Annotated in this window: 10 protein-coding genes, 2 tRNA genes and 3 rRNA genes; 10 read left to right on the forward strand and 5 right to left on the reverse strand. The window is 41.4% G+C overall.

Annotated elements, in window-relative coordinates:
• Positions 1-3 precede the first annotated feature (3 nt).
• A complete protein-coding gene (locus KIP84_RS00060; RefSeq protein ID WP_213689086.1) occupies positions 4-846 on the reverse strand; it encodes an alpha/beta hydrolase in 843 nt (280 codons plus the stop codon).
• A 127-nt stretch (positions 847-973) separates the two neighbouring features.
• Complete coding sequence (locus tag KIP84_RS00065; protein ID WP_017386211.1) at positions 974-2,101, reverse strand: anhydro-N-acetylmuramic acid kinase; 1,128 nt, start codon at positions 2,099-2,101, stop codon at positions 974-976.
• A 61-nt stretch (positions 2,102-2,162) separates the two neighbouring features.
• Between KIP84_RS00065 and tyrS the strand changes: the two genes are divergently transcribed.
• From tyrS to KIP84_RS00100, 8 genes are all read left to right on the forward strand, one after another.
• Positions 2,163-3,395: a tyrosine--tRNA ligase gene (tyrS, locus tag KIP84_RS00070; protein WP_017481201.1), complete on the forward strand. Its 1,233-nt coding sequence runs from the start codon at positions 2,163-2,165 to the stop codon at positions 3,393-3,395.
• A gap of 893 nt (positions 3,396-4,288) precedes the next feature.
• Positions 4,289-5,826 (forward strand): 16S ribosomal RNA (locus KIP84_RS00075).
• Between the two features lie 59 nt (positions 5,827-5,885).
• A tRNA-Ile gene (locus KIP84_RS00080) sits at positions 5,886-5,962 on the forward strand.
• A 55-nt stretch (positions 5,963-6,017) separates the two neighbouring features.
• Positions 6,018-6,093, forward strand: a tRNA-Ala gene (locus KIP84_RS00085).
• 340 nt (positions 6,094-6,433) lie between these two features.
• Positions 6,434-9,324 (forward strand): 23S ribosomal RNA (locus KIP84_RS00090).
• Positions 9,325-9,345: 21 nt separating this feature from the next.
• The gene (locus KIP84_RS18910; RefSeq protein ID WP_017481231.1) at positions 9,346-9,480 is read left to right on the forward strand and encodes a hypothetical protein; all 135 of its coding nucleotides are present in this window, start codon (positions 9,346-9,348) and stop codon (positions 9,478-9,480) included.
• Positions 9,481-9,512: 32 nt separating this feature from the next.
• A 5S ribosomal RNA gene (gene rrf / locus KIP84_RS00095) occupies positions 9,513-9,627 on the forward strand.
• Together the 16S, 23S and 5S rRNA genes with 2 tRNA genes alongside form the textbook arrangement of a ribosomal RNA operon.
• Positions 9,628-9,815: 188 nt before the next feature.
• A complete protein-coding gene (locus KIP84_RS00100) occupies positions 9,816-10,412 on the forward strand; it encodes a glutathione S-transferase family protein (RefSeq protein WP_213689087.1) in 597 nt (198 codons plus the stop codon).
• A gap of 48 nt (positions 10,413-10,460) precedes the next feature.
• On the opposite strand, the gene KIP84_RS00105 is transcribed toward KIP84_RS00100, so the two are convergent.
• Entirely contained in the window at positions 10,461-11,165 is a 705-nt protein-coding gene (locus tag KIP84_RS00105) for a TIGR04219 family outer membrane beta-barrel protein (protein ID WP_206218766.1), read from the reverse strand.
• 639 nt (positions 11,166-11,804) lie between these two features.
• On the opposite strand from KIP84_RS00105, the gene KIP84_RS00110 reads away from it, so the two are divergent.
• Positions 11,805-13,283: a sodium-dependent transporter gene (locus KIP84_RS00110; protein WP_017481897.1), complete on the forward strand. Its 1,479-nt coding sequence runs from the start codon at positions 11,805-11,807 to the stop codon at positions 13,281-13,283.
• A 12-nt stretch (positions 13,284-13,295) separates the two neighbouring features.
• Positions 13,296-13,439, forward strand: a complete 144-nt coding sequence (locus KIP84_RS00115) for a methionine/alanine import family NSS transporter small subunit (protein ID WP_002119126.1) — start codon at positions 13,296-13,298, stop codon at positions 13,437-13,439.
• A gap of 40 nt (positions 13,440-13,479) precedes the next feature.
• On the opposite strand, the gene rsmB is transcribed toward KIP84_RS00115, so the two are convergent.
• Positions 13,480-14,784, reverse strand: coding sequence for a 16S rRNA (cytosine(967)-C(5))-methyltransferase RsmB (gene rsmB, locus KIP84_RS00120; protein WP_213689088.1), 1,305 nt, complete (start codon positions 14,782-14,784; stop codon positions 13,480-13,482).
• A complete protein-coding gene (fmt, locus tag KIP84_RS00125) occupies positions 14,781-15,743 on the reverse strand; it encodes a methionyl-tRNA formyltransferase (RefSeq protein ID WP_213689089.1) in 963 nt (320 codons plus the stop codon). Before fmt ends, rsmB begins: the two co-directional genes overlap by 4 nt.
• Positions 15,744-15,974 lie beyond the last annotated feature (231 nt).

Consider the following 15,974-nt stretch of genomic DNA (forward strand, 5'->3'; position numbering starts at 1 on the left):
TCATTATTTTTTACGGACAGATTCTAAAAAGTATTGCACCAGTTCAGGCGCATTTTGATATGGAATCCAATGTGATGCATCCATAAAAACTGCTTCATAACTATTTTTAAAATAATGTGAGTTTAGCTCGGCACTTTTTTCTGTAACGGCAATATCATGTTTACCCCAAATAAAAAGAGTTGGAACATCTATGGCTTTAAACGGATTTTGAGGTTTGTCCCAAAAAAAGCCACGATACCAATTCAACGCCGTAGTTAATCTATTTTCTTTTATAAACTCAGTCTCGAATATAGCAATTTGCTGTTCAGTCATACCTGATGACTTTAGAAACTTACGACCCAATTTAGGTATCTTTTTAAATAAAAGTTCGGGCAGAATGGGTAGCTGAAAAATTGCAAAATAATAAGATTTAAAAAGTTGTCTGCTGCTTAAACAAGCTTTTAAAAAAGCAGCTTGATGGGGCACAGAAACTAAAGTGAGATGCTGAATATATTGTGGATACTTCATCGCAATGCCCGAAGCGATTGCCGAGCCCCAGTCATGCCCAATTAAATAAACTGGCTGGCCAAGCTGCTCAATGAAACTTGCCACATCTTCTACAAGTTCACTCAATGAATATTGAAATCGGCTTTGAGGCCTAGCATTTAAACTATAACCACGTTGATGAATTGCAAGTGTTCTAAATTGATGCTGATGCAATAATTCAGAGGTTTGCTCCCAACTATGAGCAGTTTCTGGAAAACCATGCAATAAAACAACGAGTGGACCATCTATAGGGCCTGAATCAATTACATCGAATGTCCAAACCCCACGTGTGTATTGATGAATACGTTTGGTCAGATCCATGAAAACATGCCTTAAATCATTTTTGTTGGCATTTATCATGAGTTCTTATGCTCATTTACATAACAGCATTTCGGGTCAGTAAATGTGCTATGAGGTCGAATCTGACCAATCAAATCGATAAATAGCTTTATACCGCCGTGATCGTACCTAGAATTCTGAAATCCGAAGCACCTGTGACTGCTGGCAAATTACCACTTAAACCATCTACAAAGCGCATTGCTAACCATGCAAATGCTGTAGCCTCGACCCAAGTAGGGGAAAGTCCTAACACATCGGTAGGTTGAACAGACCAATTATGTTTACGTAAACGCCAACGTAATTGCTCTAATAAATAAGAGTTATAAGCACCACCACCACAAACATACACTTCGCCTGTTTCCATCTCAGAGCGATAAATTGCTTTTTGAATTGCACGCACAGTGAGTTTTAATAGGGTTGCTTGGATGTTTTCAGGTGTATCTTCTAACTCATCATAAGTTAAATCATTTCGCCAATCGATTAACTGATCATCCAACCAATCAATATTAAAGTCTTCACGTCCTGTGCTCTTAGGCGGTTCTTTAGAAAAATATTCATGTGCATGGAGACGGTCGAGTAAAGAGCGAATAGGGTGACCATAGGCAGCCCAATCACCATTTTCATCATATGGATGACCTGTATGGCGATGGCACCACGCATCCATCAAAATATTTGCAGGACCTGTATCAAAACCAAATACGCCGTCACTGTTATTGGCAGGCAGCATACTCACATTAGCAATACCACCCAAATTCAAAATTACACGATGAATACTTGGATGTTGAAATAATGCTTGATGGAAAGCCGGAACCAATGGCGCGCCCTGACCGCCTGCTGCCATATCTCTACGACGGAAATCTGAAACAACCGGAATCTGAGTAATTTCAGTAATGATGTTGGGATCGCCAATTTGTAACGTAAATCCATGTTCTGGACGATGACGAATGGTTTGCCCATGCGACCCAATTGCTTTAATTTGGCTACGGTCTAATTGGTGCTTTTCAATGAGAGTATTAATCCCGTGGCCGATCATTTGGGCCAGAGCAACATCAGCTTTACCCATGCGGTCAATTTCATTGTCATCAGGTAAAGTTAATGCCATAAGCTCATCACGTAACTCGGGTTCGAATGGAACTGTAAGAGTGGCATGAAGCTGTAGTGGCTCAAATGAAGCCGCTACAATATCCACACCATCCATACTAGTGCCAGTCATTACGCCGATATAGATTGCGCTCATATGCAACTTCCCCTGCAAGACGCTGAAAAAATGTTAGTATATCGCACAAATTGAATAACTGATGTGTTTAGGTTTTGTGATGTCAAATTTCTTGCCCGCCGAAGAACAGCTTGCCCTCATCCAACGAGGCACGCACGAAATTATTTCAGAAGAAGATTTACTGAAAAAGCTTAAAGAGAATCGTCCTCTTAAAATTAAAGCTGGTTTTGACCCTACAGCACCAGATTTACATTTAGGACATACGGTTCTTATTAATAAATTAAAAACTTTCCAAGACTTGGGCCATGAAGTTACCTTCTTAATTGGTGACTATACAGCCATGATTGGTGACCCAACTGGTAAAAGCGCAACTCGTCCGCCGTTGTCACGTGAACAAGTAGAAGCCAACGCTAAAACTTATCAAGAACAAGTATTCAAGATATTAGACCCGAATAAAACAAAAGTACGTTTTAACTCAGAATGGTTTAATCAAAAGTCTGCTGCTGACCTTATTCAATTAGCAAGCCAGCAAACTGTATCTCGCATGTTAGAGCGTGATGATTTTACAAAGCGCTATAGCAATCATCAGCCGATTGCAATTCATGAGTTTTTATATCCTTTAGTTCAAGGTTATGACTCAATTGCGCTTGAAGCTGACGTTGAGTTAGGCGGTACAGACCAGACATTTAACTTACTTATGGGGCGTACTTTACAAAGCCGTTATGGCCAAGAATCTCAAGTGTGTATCACCGTGCCGATTCTAGAAGGTCTAGATGGCGTAAATAAAATGTCTAAATCTTTAGGTAACTATATTGGTGTATTTGATACACCAGGGGCAATGTACCAAAAAGTTTTATCAATGCCAGACTCTTTAATTGAACGCTATTTCGATTTATTAAGCTTCAAATCTCTTGATGAGATCAAAGCTCTATTAGATGAAATTGCTGCTGGTCGTAATCCACAAGAAGTAAAACGCATCCTTGCACTTGAGTTAGTTGAACGCTTCCATGATGCAGAAGCTGCAGCTAATGCCCATAAGAGTGCTGGTAACCGTATTACAGAAGGTGAAGTACCTGAAGACACACCAGAAGTGACTATTTCACTTGGTGAGTTTGGAGGAGAAATCTTTATTGCTACGATTTTACGTGTAGCGGGGCTAAACCCAAATGCAGCTGCGGCAAAAGATGCGGTTGCTCGTGGTGCGGTAAAAGTTGACTGGAATGCCGTTGATGCAAGCTTCTCTGTAAAAGAAAAAGGAAGCTTTATTATTCAATCAGGTAAAAAAGCAATTGCACGTGTAATTTTCACTGACTAATAAAATAAAGTTATAGAGTAAAAAGCAGGAGTAATCCTGCTTTTTTATTTCTGATCACAAAATCAATTAAGCGTTCCACGTGGAACAGTTTGTAATTAACTTAATAAGTAGAAAAATAGAATAAGTAAAGAATAGAAAGTATTAATCAATAAATAGAGTATTTGCTCTAGTCTGTCTTTGGAATCTTTGGAATCTTTGGAATCTTTGGAATCTTTGGAATCTTTGGAATCTTTGGAATCTTTGGAATCTTTGGAATCTTTGGAATCTTTGGAATCTTTGGAATCTTTGGAATCTTTGGAATCTTTGGAATTAAGGGACTATATATGTCTATAAACTCTATTAAAGACATAGGAAATTAAAAATGTCCCAAATTTTTAAATATAAAACTAATAAAAGGCAGTGAAAATGCCTAAAAAAAAGCCATATATATCACTTTTTTCGCAAAATAGTAGAAAAAAACGGCACTCAAGTGAAAAAGGCTGAAATACCCCTTGCAAAGGTAAGTTAATGGTCTATAATGCACATCCATCGGCGGTGATGCAGATAGAAACTTGTTGAAAAACAGTTACTTGTGATTAAGTTAATTGCTTTAAGTGATGAATTTGATGGTAAGTTGGTTTGAGAGATAAGTTTTAAAAATATCGAAATTACCTGTTGACTTTTAAGAGATTAAGAGTAATATAGCCGACCTAGCTTGCTGGTGACGAACCAGGAAGAAGATCATTAAGAGAATTGAAGAACAACTTGTGTGGATTTTTACTGATTGATTAATCGAAATAATTTTCATTGATTGATTGGTTTAAATTACTCGAAGTTTATTTGAGCGAAATTTAAGTCAGTAATTGATGAGCCAGAATTGGCACCTTGTCTTTAAATAAGGTGCAAAATGATTTTAACTGAAGAGTTTGATCATGGCTCAGATTGAACGCTGGCGGCAGGCTTAACACATGCAAGTCGAGCGGAGAGAGGTAGCTTGCTACTGATCTTAGCGGCGGACGGGTGAGTAATGCTTAGGAATCTGCCTATTAGTGGGGGACAACATTTCGAAAGGAATGCTAATACCGCATACGTCCTACGGGAGAAAGCAGGGGATCTTCGGACCTTGCGCTAATAGATGAGCCTAAGTCGGATTAGCTAGTTGGTGGGGTAAAGGCCTACCAAGGCGACGATCTGTAGCGGGTCTGAGAGGATGATCCGCCACACTGGGACTGAGACACGGCCCAGACTCCTACGGGAGGCAGCAGTGGGGAATATTGGACAATGGGCGCAAGCCTGATCCAGCCATGCCGCGTGTGTGAAGAAGGCCTTATGGTTGTAAAGCACTTTAAGCGAGGAGGAGGCTACTTTAGTTAATACCTAGAGATAGTGGACGTTACTCGCAGAATAAGCACCGGCTAACTCTGTGCCAGCAGCCGCGGTAATACAGAGGGTGCAAGCGTTAATCGGATTTACTGGGCGTAAAGCGCGCGTAGGCGGCTAATTAAGTCAAATGTGAAATCCCCGAGCTTAACTTGGGAATTGCATTCGATACTGGTTAGCTAGAGTGTGGGAGAGGATGGTAGAATTCCAGGTGTAGCGGTGAAATGCGTAGAGATCTGGAGGAATACCGATGGCGAAGGCAGCCATCTGGCCTAACACTGACGCTGAGGTGCGAAAGCATGGGGAGCAAACAGGATTAGATACCCTGGTAGTCCATGCCGTAAACGATGTCTACTAGCCGTTGGGGCCTTTGAGGCTTTAGTGGCGCAGCTAACGCGATAAGTAGACCGCCTGGGGAGTACGGTCGCAAGACTAAAACTCAAATGAATTGACGGGGGCCCGCACAAGCGGTGGAGCATGTGGTTTAATTCGATGCAACGCGAAGAACCTTACCTGGCCTTGACATAGTAAGAACTTTCCAGAGATGGATTGGTGCCTTCGGGAACTTACATACAGGTGCTGCATGGCTGTCGTCAGCTCGTGTCGTGAGATGTTGGGTTAAGTCCCGCAACGAGCGCAACCCTTTTCCTTATTTGCCAGCGAGTAATGTCGGGAACTTTAAGGATACTGCCAGTGACAAACTGGAGGAAGGCGGGGACGACGTCAAGTCATCATGGCCCTTACGGCCAGGGCTACACACGTGCTACAATGGTCGGTACAAAGGGTTGCTACCTAGCGATAGGATGCTAATCTCAAAAAGCCGATCGTAGTCCGGATTGGAGTCTGCAACTCGACTCCATGAAGTCGGAATCGCTAGTAATCGCGGATCAGAATGCCGCGGTGAATACGTTCCCGGGCCTTGTACACACCGCCCGTCACACCATGGGAGTTTGTTGCACCAGAAGTAGCTAGCCTAACTGCAAAGAGGGCGGTTACCACGGTGTGGCCGATGACTGGGGTGAAGTCGTAACAAGGTAGCCGTAGGGGAACCTGCGGCTGGATCACCTCCTTAACGAAAGATTGACGATTGGTAAGAATCCACAACAAGTTGTTCTTCATAGATGTATCTGAGGGTCTGTAGCTCAGTTGGTTAGAGCACACGCTTGATAAGCGTGGGGTCACAAGTTCAAGTCTTGTCAGACCCACCATGACTTTGATTGGTTGAAGTTATAGATAAAGGATACATGACTGATGATGTAAGCTGGGGACTTAGCTTAGTTGGTAGAGCGCCTGCTTTGCACGCAGGAGGTCAGGAGTTCGACTCTCCTAGTCTCCACCAGAACTTAAGAGAAGTTCGGATTACAGAAATTAGTAAATAGAGATTTAGATCTTGGTTTATTAACTTCTGTGATTTAAGTATCACGGTATTAAGCATGACCTGACGAAGGCATGTTTATTCATTAACAGATTGGCAAAATTGAGTCTGAAATAAATTGTTCACTCAAGAGTTTAGATTAAGCAATTAATCTAGATGAATTGAGAACTAGCAAATTAACTGAATCAAGCGTTTTGGTATATGAATTTAGATTGAAGCTGTACAGTGTTTAAATACACAGTACTCTAAACTGAAATGTTGAAGTTACTAACTTGTAGGTAACATCGACTGTTTGGGGTTGTATAGTCAAGTAATTAAGTGCATGTGGTGGATGCCTTGGCAGTCAGAGGCGATGAAAGACGTGATAGCCTGCGAAAAGCTCCGGGGAGGCGGCAAATATCCTTTGATCCGGAGATTTCTGAATGGGGGAACCCACCTACTTTAAGGTAGGTATTGCAACATGAATACATAGTGTTGCAAGGCGAACGAGGGGAAGTGAAACATCTCAGTACCCTTAGGAAAAGAAATCAATTGAGATTCCCTCAGTAGCGGCGAGCGAACGGGGATCAGCCCATTAAGTTATGTGTGTTTTAGTGGAACGCTCTGGGAAGTGCGAACGTAGAGGGTGATATTCCCGTACACGAAAGGGCACACATAATGATGACGAGTAGGGCGAGGCACGTGAAACCTTGTCTGAATATGGGGGGACCATCCTCCAAGGCTAAATACTCCTGACTGACCGATAGTGAACCAGTACCGTGAGGGAAAGGCGAAAAGAACCCCTGTGAGGGGAGTGAAATAGATCCTGAAACCGCATGCATACAAGCAGTGGGAGCACCTTCGTGGTGTGACTGCGTACCTTTTGTATAATGGGTCAGCGACTTATATTCAGTAGCGAGGTTAACCGTATAGGGGAGCCGTAGAGAAATCGAGTCTTAATAGGGCGTTTAGTTGCTGGGTATAGACCCGAAACCAGGCGATCTATCCATGAGCAGGTTGAAGGTTGGGTAACACTAACTGGAGGACCGAACCCACTGTCGTTGAAAAGCCAGGGGATGACTTGTGGATAGGGGTGAAAGGCTAATCAAGCCTGGTGATAGCTGGTTCTCCCCGAAAGCTATTTAGGTAGCGCCTCGGACGAATACCATAGGGGGTAGAGCACTGTTTCGGCTAGGGGGTCATCCCGACTTACCAAACCGATGCAAACTCCGAATACCTATGAGTACTATCCGGGAGACAGACTGCGGGTGCTAACGTCCGTAGTCAAGAGGAAAACAATCCAGACCGCCAGCTAAGGCCCCAAAATCATAGTTAAGTGGGAAACGATGTGGGAAGGCATAGACAGCTAGGAGGTTGGCTTAGAAGCAGCCACCCTTTAAAGAAAGCGTAATAGCTCACTAGTCGAGTCGGCCTGCGCGGAAGATGTAACGGGGCTAAAACTATGTGCCGAAGCTGCGGATTTGACATTAGTCAAGTGGTAGGGGAGCGTTCTGTAAGCCGATGAAGGTGTATTGAGAAGTATGCTGGAGGTATCAGAAGTGCGAATGCTGACGTGAGTAACGACAAAACGGGTGAAAAACCCGTTCGCCGAAAGACCAAGGGTTCCAGTCCAACGTTAATCGGGGCTGGGTGAGTCGACCCCTAAGGCGAGGCCGAAAGGCGTAGTCGATGGGAAATTGGTTAATATTCCAATACTTCTGTGTAATGCGATGAGAGGACGGAGAAGGTTAAGTCAGCCTGGCGTTGGTTGTCCAGGTGGAAGGATGTAGGTATGTATCTTAGGCAAATCCGGGGTACTCTATACTGAGATCCGATAGCAAGCTGTACTTGTACAGTGAAGTGGCTGATACCATGCTTCCAGGAAAAGTCTCTAAGCTTCAGTTACACAGGAATCGTACCCGAAACCGACACAGGTGGTCAGGTCGAGTAGACCAAGGCGCTTGAGAGAACTCTGCTGAAGGAACTAGGCAAAATGGTACCGTAACTTCGGGAGAAGGTACGCTGTTGTTGGTGATGGAACTTGCTTCCTGAGCTGACGACAGCCGCAGAAACCAGGCCGCTGCAACTGTTTATTAAAAACATAGCACTCTGCAAACACGAAAGTGGACGTATAGGGTGTGATGCCTGCCCGGTGCTGGAAGGTTAATTGATGGGGTTAGCGTAAGCGAAGCTCTTGATCGAAGCCCCAGTAAACGGCGGCCGTAACTATAACGGTCCTAAGGTAGCGAAATTCCTTGTCGGGTAAGTTCCGACCTGCACGAATGGCATAATGATGGCGGCGCTGTCTCCAGCAGAGGCTCAGTGAAATCGAAATCGCTGTGAAGATGCAGTGTACCCGCGGCTAGACGGAAAGACCCCGTGAACCTTTACTGCAGCTTGACACTGAACTTTGACCTTACTTGTGTAGGATAGGTGGGAGGCTTTGAAGTTGGAACGCTAGTTCCAATGGAGCCGTCCTTGAAATACCACCCTGGTAATGTTGAGGTTCTAACTCTGTCCCGTTATCCGGGACGAGGACCGTGTCTGGTGGGTAGTTTGACTGGGGCGGTCTCCTCCTAAAGAGTAACGGAGGAGTACGAAGGTGCGCTCAGCGTGGTCGGAAATCACGCGTAGAGTATAAAGGCAAAAGCGCGCTTAACTGCGAGACCCACAAGTCGAGCAGGTACGAAAGTAGGTCTTAGTGATCCGGTGGTTCTGTATGGAAGGGCCATCGCTCAACGGATAAAAGGTACTCTGGGGATAACAGGCTGATACCGCCCAAGAGTTCATATCGACGGCGGTGTTTGGCACCTCGATGTCGGCTCATCTCATCCTGGGGCTGAAGCAGGTCCCAAGGGTATGGCTGTTCGCCATTTAAAGAGGTACGCGAGCTGGGTTTAGAACGTCGTGAGACAGTTCGGTCCCTATCTACCGTGGGCGCTGGAAATTTGAGAGGATCTGCTCCTAGTACGAGAGGACCAGAGTGGACGAACCTCTGGTGTACCGGTTGTGACGCCAGTCGCATCGCCGGGTAGCTATGTTCGGAAGGGATAACCGCTGAAAGCATCTAAGCGGGAAGCCTACCTCAAGATAAGATTTCCCTAGGAATTTATTCCTCTAAAGAGCCGTTCGAGACTAGGACGTTGATAGGTTGGATGTGGAAGCATAGTGATATGTGAAGCTGACCAATACTAATTGCTCGTGAGGCTTGACTATACAACACCCAAGCAGTTGTATATGAAGCATCAATCGATTCATAAACATGCAAAGCAACTTGATTTAGTTAAACACTTAGCTAAAATGAACAACGAAAAATCAGATTCAATCAGCCCATCTGTAAAAATTTGGAAAACGCAACGTATCACACAGTGAATAAAACGAAGCAAGTATCCATAAACAGTTGTGCTGGCGACCATAGCAAGAGTGAACCACCTGATCCCTTCCCGAACTCAGAAGTGAAACCTCTTAGCGCTGATGGTAGTGTGGGGTTACCCATGTGAGAGTAAGTCATCGCCAGCTCATTATTACAAACACCCCCATTCGCAAGAATGGGGGTGTTTTTTTATTGGGGTGAAAATAAGAAAATTCTATAAAACTCTGGATATAGCAGAGATAAAGACATATATGTATTAATTCTAAGAAAGAGCTCTGTTATAAATAATAAGAAAATTAATCTTTTAAGTAGGCATAATAAGGGAAGAGCATCTATGATAATTTATGGTGATGTCGGTTCGGGTAATTGCTATAAGATAAAACTATTACTTTCCTTATTAAATATTAACCATAGATGGATCCACGTTGATATTTTAAACAAAGAAACTCAATCAGCTGATTTTTTGTCATTAAATCCTAATGGAAAAATACCTGTATTAGTCCTAGAAGATGGTCGTGTTTTGAGTGAGTCGAATGCTATCTTAGGTTACTTGGCTGAAGGAACAAAATTTATTCCTACAGATCCTTTTATTAAAGCAAAAATGTACCAATGGATGTTCTTTGAGCAGTATAGTCATGAACCATTTATTGCAGTTGCTCGTTTTATTAATAAATATTTAGGGTTACCACCAGAAAGAATAGAGGAATACCATAATTTACAGCCAAAAGGCCATAAAGCACTATCTATTATGGATAACGCTTTAGTTGAGCATGACTATCTTGTTGGAAATGAACTGACCATTGCTGATATTGCCTTATATGCATACACGCATGTCGCTGAAGAAGGTGGTTTTGATTTGGAGCTATATCCAAATATTCAAGCGTGGTGTCAAAGAATTCGAGAATATTTAGGTTATGTAGATATGATTTAAATAAAAAAGAACTCATATCGAGTTCTTTTTTATTTCTGAAATTCTGATTTAGAAATGTGCTTCTAGACCTACATATGGGCCTTTAAACTCAAATTTAAGGTCATTGTTATCGTAGTCATCTAAGTCGATATTAAGTACGCGATAGCCTGCTGTTAGACCCAGATCAATGAGTAAGTTATCTGCAAATTTATATTTTACTTCTGCCAGTGCATCTGTAATTCGTGCATCGTCAAAGTTTGTATAAGTTGCTTCACCTTTAGCACTTAAGCCTGTAAACGGAAGTTTTACTTCACCTGATAAATAAGCAATAGGATATGTTTTATCAATATCCACGCGCTTACCTGTATACGCAGTAATATCACCATTTAATACAGTTGCACCAAGACCAGCATCTACACTTACGATATTATCTAGTAGCTCGTAGTAGAGGATAAAATCGCTATGATCTAAATCAACTTTATAGTTGGCTTGACCTAAAGTTTCTGATTTAGTTTCGGTATCTAAATTTACATAACGAATTTTTGCATTTGGAATAAATGGGATTGGGTGTTCTACTGCTAATGAGATTTGAGCACTACCTTTTTGATCTAAATCTTGATCTTCAGGTGATTGAGAAGACATATTAGCTTTACCGTCATAGAACCAGTAACCTACTTCGCCTTTTACTCCTACGAAGTCTGCTTGAGCAAAGCCACTTAAGCCCATCCCGAGCGTTAATAAAGATATTTTTAATATTTTCATTTTTACATCCACATGAAAGAAATCTTTGAGCGCATGATATAGACATCTTGCTACAGATGCATTGATAAAAAATAAGGATTTGAGGTAGGTGATATGAGTAAATTTTTAAACCTTAAAAAAATTTATTTAATTCAAATAATTAATATTTTCTTCCTCATTTAAATGAATTTAATCTTTTAGAAAATTTAGTATAAATTTTGTCAATCGTATCGGACTTATTAAATTTTAATTGATAACTGGACAGTTAAAAATAAATTAGTGGATAAGTTGAGTAATTAAATAAGTATTTTCAGGGATTGCAATAAAATTGCATTAAATAATAATTTTAATCTACAAGTAGTAGAACGTAAATATTAGCTGAAAAATAACCAATTGTGAAAAAAACTCAGAAAATTCGTAAAATTTCTGACGGAAATTACAGTAAAAAGAAATAAAAACAGGTATTGTTCAGCTATATAGGGGCAAAAAATGGACAAAAATCTTTAAGGAAGAATTTTCTATTTTTGCTTGTTTGTTAAGGGAATAAAAATACTCAAAAGGTGCTTTTTATTTTCTACAAACACAAAAGTATTTTTTGGTTCTTTTTTTGCATGCGGAATAACAATCAACAATAGCAGTAAAAATAAGTAATCTTTTAACATTAGGTGTTCTATGACAGATTCTCGTGAAAACTGGACGTCACGATCTGGTTTTATTATTGCAGCCGTTGGTTCGGCTGTAGGTTTAGGTAATATCTGGCGCTTCCCATACGTTGCTTATGAAAATGGTGGTGGTGCGTTTCTTATTCCCTATCTATTGGCACTCATTACTGCTGGTTTACCGTTACTATTTTTAGATTATGCGGTAGGACATCGTAGTACTGGTTCACCTCCTAAAGCGTATCGTGCCCTATTTAAAGGCGGGGAAACATTAGGTTGGTGGCAAGTTTGTGTCTGTATCATCATTGGTTTGTATTATGCAAGTGTACTCACTTGGGCTGGTAGTTATGTTTACTTCTCTATTGGCCAAATGTGGGGAAGTGATCCGGAAGGTTTCTTCTTTAATACCTATTTGCAGACCACAAAAGCAACCGGTTTTGATTTACAGTTTGTAGGTCATTTATTCTGGCCGATTGTTGGGATTTGGGCACTTACTCTAATCATTCTTTATGGTGGGGTGAAAAAAGGTGTGGAATTATCGAATAAGATTTTCATGCCTTTATTATTCATTCTCTTCACTATTTTAGTGATTCAATCATTACGTTTACCAGGTGCGGTTCAAGGCTTAAATGCTTTCTTTACGCCGAACTGGTCAGCAATGATGGATTATAAAGTTTGGTTAGCGGCTTATGGCCATACCTTCTTCTCCCTCTCTGTCGGCTTCGGGATCATGGTGACTTATGCATCTTATTTGAAACCAAAAACGAATTTAACAGGTTCTGGTTTAATCGTTGGTTTTGCAAATGCATCAACAGAGATTTTGGCTGGTATTGGTATCTTCGCAGCGCTTGGTTTTATGGCTCATGCGGCAGGTACTGAAGTTAAAGATGTTGTGAGTGGCGGGATTGGGTTAGCATTTATTGCATTCCCTAAAATTATCTCAAGTTTAGGTACAGGTGCCGATTTATTTGGTTTCTTATTCTTCTCTTCACTTTTCGTCGCAGGTATTTCTTCGATGGTGAGTATTTTGGAAGTACCTATTGCAGCAATGCAAGATAAATTGAAATGGGGTCGTAAAAAAGCTGTAACCATTATTGGTGGTGGTAGTGCGCTTGTATCAATTATTTTATTCTCAAGTGTAAACGCAATTAAGCTGGTTGATATTGTTGACCACTTTATCAATAACATCGGTATTATTGGCGGTGCTTTACTTTCTATTATTACCGTAGCTTGGTTTAAACGTTCTGCTCTAATGGAACTTCGTGATCACGTAAATCGCATCTCAACTATTCAATTAGGTAAGGGGTGGGATTTCACTTTAACAGTCATTACATCGTTAATCTTGTTAACTACACTCAGTATGACTGTATTTAATTTGATCAAAAATGGCTATGATACTTATAGTATGAGCTTACAAGGTGTATTCGGCTGGGGCAGTGTGATTTTCTGTGCAGTCGTTGCAATTGTTTTAAGCAAAATGAAAGATCGCTAGGAGGATAGAATAATGAATACTTCAGCAATCGTAATGATGGTAATTTCGATGGTGTTTTTATGGGGTGGCTTGGCTTTGTCCATTATCCATTTATCGAAACATCCTGAAGAGTTAGATGATGTTTTAGAAGAAGTAAAAGATCAGCACACACTTTAATGCTGATCAAGTAAAAAAGCAGGCTTTAAGCCTGCTTTTTTTATGCAATTTTTTGAATTTTACAATAATAAAATCCATCACCAGACTGCGCTTGCGGCAGTAATTGGCGACCATGGGTTTGCTCAACTCCCCAATCAGCATCAATCTTGATCTCTTTTGCATTTGGATTTTCAGCAAAAAATTTCATCATCTGCTGTTCATTTTCAGCTTTTAAAATTGAACAGGTGATGTAAAGCAATGTGCCGCCAACTTTGAGCTGTTGCCACATGTGGTCCAAGATCTGCTTTTGTAGTTCAATGGTTTGAGCTATATCGGTAGATTGGCGCAATAGGCGTATGTCAGGATGACGACGAATTACACCTGTAGCAGAGCAAGGTGCATCGAGCACGATACAATCTACTGGCTGTGCAGGAGTCCATTGAGTTGCATCGGCTGCCAAAATCTCTGTATGACTTTGATCAAGTGCTAAGCGATTTAAGTTCTCAGTTACACGCACTAAACGGCTTGGGTCCTGATCAATCGCAATGAGCTGAGCAGGTTTAAACTTTTCAAGTAAATGAGCAGTTTTGCCCCCTGGGGCAGCACACGCATCAACTACTATTTTATCGTTCAAATCTGGCAATAATGTTGTGCAAAGCTGAGCGTGTTCATCTTGTACAGAAAACCAACCTTGTTCAAAACCAGGTAACTGAGTGATTTGTACAGATTGTTCAAGAACAATACCTGCTTCAGACAAAGTACATGCACGTGCCTGAATTTCTAAACTCTGTAATTTTGATAAATAAGCATCTCGACCAATATGACGCTGGTTCACTCTTAAGGTTAAAGGTGCGACTTGTTTTAATGATTGGCAGAGAGATTCCGTTTGTTCACCCCAATCCTTTTTTAAGCGTTTGAAAAGCCAGCTTGGTAAGCCATGCGCCTGCTGTAAACCTTGCTGAAAGTCATCAGTTTCACGAGTAGCTCGGCGCAAAATCGCATTTACAATACCGCTGAGTGCAGGGAATCCAAGTTGTTTTGTCGCATCTACTGTTTCTGAAATAGCGGCATGTGCTGCAATACGCGTGCATAAAACCTGATAAAGACCAACATAAAGACAGGTTTCTACTGTCTCATTATTTAGAGGCTTGCTGAGCAAAGGTAGGCTAATTGATTTAAGCGCAAACCATTGACGTAATGTACCCAAAACGAGCTCGTGAAATAAAGCGCGATCGCGCTCTGCTACCTGATTGAGCTGTGTATTTAAAATACTAGCGAGTGATTGGCCTTGCTGAACTTTTAGTAACGTCTGGACGACTTGAGCACGCAGGTTAAAACGTGAGGAATTTGAGGTAACCTGACTCATGGCAAAATTTGTCCTACATGAAGTTTTTGAGTTTGTGCAATTTGTTGAGCGTTTAATGCTTTACCACCCGGCCACTGCACGCTAGTCAGACAAATAAATGTATTTTCCCCGCAAGCAATATGTACGCCTTGTTTATCGATTGCAATAATTTCACCAGCTTGAGCATTCGCTTTGCTTTGGCTAGAAATTAGAGAGTTCCAGACACGTAGAGCATTATTTTCATCAAGCTGAACAAAAGCGACTGGCCAAGGGTTAAAAGCACGGATATTCCGGTCAACTTGAATAGCATCAATTGCCCAATCAATACGAGCTTCTGACTTTACGAGTTTATGAGCATAGACTGTTAAGCTTTCGTCTTGAACTTCGCGTTCTGCCAAATATTTTTGTAGTGTTGCTTCTGACTCGAGTACCGCACAAATTGCTGTTGCACCTTGAGCTGCGAGTTTGTCATGTAATGTCGCTGAGGTATCTTCGGCAGTAATTGGGCAGTATGTTTTATACATCATATCGCCTGTATCTAAACCGGCAGCCATCTGCATGATTGTGATTCCGGTTTCTTCATCACCTGTTGCAATCGCACGCTGAATTGGTGCTGCACCGCGCCAGCGTGGTAATAGTGAGCCGTGAATATTTAAACAGCCATATTTCGGTGTATCGAGCACATTTTGTGGAAGAATTAAACCATAGGCTGCAACCACCATCACATCAGCACCTAAAGCTGCCAGTTCTTGTTGAGCCGCTAAACCTTCTTCTGTAGATGCTTTGAAGTGAAGGGGTTGATAAACAGGGATATTATGCTCAAGTGCAAGTTGTTTTACGGGAGATGGCGTTAGTTTTTGTCCACGACCCGATTTACGATCTGGCTGAGTATAAACCGCGATAATTTCATGGGAAGTTTTTAATAAAGCCGCCAATGCTGTTGCAGCAAATTCGGGGGTGCCAGCAAAAATAATTTTCACAAATGCAATCCAAAAAGAGTTTAGGCGTAGTATACGTGAAAAACGATTGAAGCCCTAAAATCATGGCGATTGAGCATTTTAGTTTTTAAATAGTGAACAAAAAATTATTGAAAAACTTTTATTGATAAAAAAAGGTTATGAAAAAATAAAAAATTATTCATGTAAGTTTTGCTAAATATTGACTGTCTATTACTGTTCTTGGCTTTCCGAATATTATTTGCTTCTATAGAA

The sequence above is a fragment of the Acinetobacter sp. BHS4 genome, from assembly GCF_018454425.1.
GTDB classification, from domain to species: Bacteria; Pseudomonadota; Gammaproteobacteria; order Pseudomonadales; family Moraxellaceae; genus Acinetobacter; species Acinetobacter pittii.

Excerpts from the sequence above, each read along its gene's own strand:
- rsmB (WP_213689088.1), bottom strand. The coding sequence starts at position 14,784 with ATGAGTCAGGTTACCTCAAATTCCTCACGTTTTAACCTGCGTGCTCAA.
- KIP84_RS18910 (WP_017481231.1), top strand. The coding sequence starts at position 9,346 with ATGAAGCATCAATCGATTCATAAACATGCAAAGCAACTTGATTTAGTT.
- KIP84_RS00060 (WP_213689086.1), bottom strand. The coding sequence starts at position 846 with ATGGATCTGACCAAACGTATTCATCAATACACACGTGGGGTTTGGACA.
- KIP84_RS00065 (WP_017386211.1), bottom strand. The coding sequence starts at position 2,101 with ATGAGCGCAATCTATATCGGCGTAATGACTGGCACTAGTATGGATGGT.
- KIP84_RS00115 (WP_002119126.1), top strand. The coding sequence starts at position 13,296 with ATGAATACTTCAGCAATCGTAATGATGGTAATTTCGATGGTGTTTTTA.
- KIP84_RS00110 (WP_017481897.1), top strand. The coding sequence starts at position 11,805 with ATGACAGATTCTCGTGAAAACTGGACGTCACGATCTGGTTTTATTATT.
- tyrS (WP_017481201.1), top strand. The coding sequence starts at position 2,163 with ATGTGTTTAGGTTTTGTGATGTCAAATTTCTTGCCCGCCGAAGAACAG.
- KIP84_RS00100 (WP_213689087.1), top strand. The coding sequence starts at position 9,816 with ATGATAATTTATGGTGATGTCGGTTCGGGTAATTGCTATAAGATAAAA.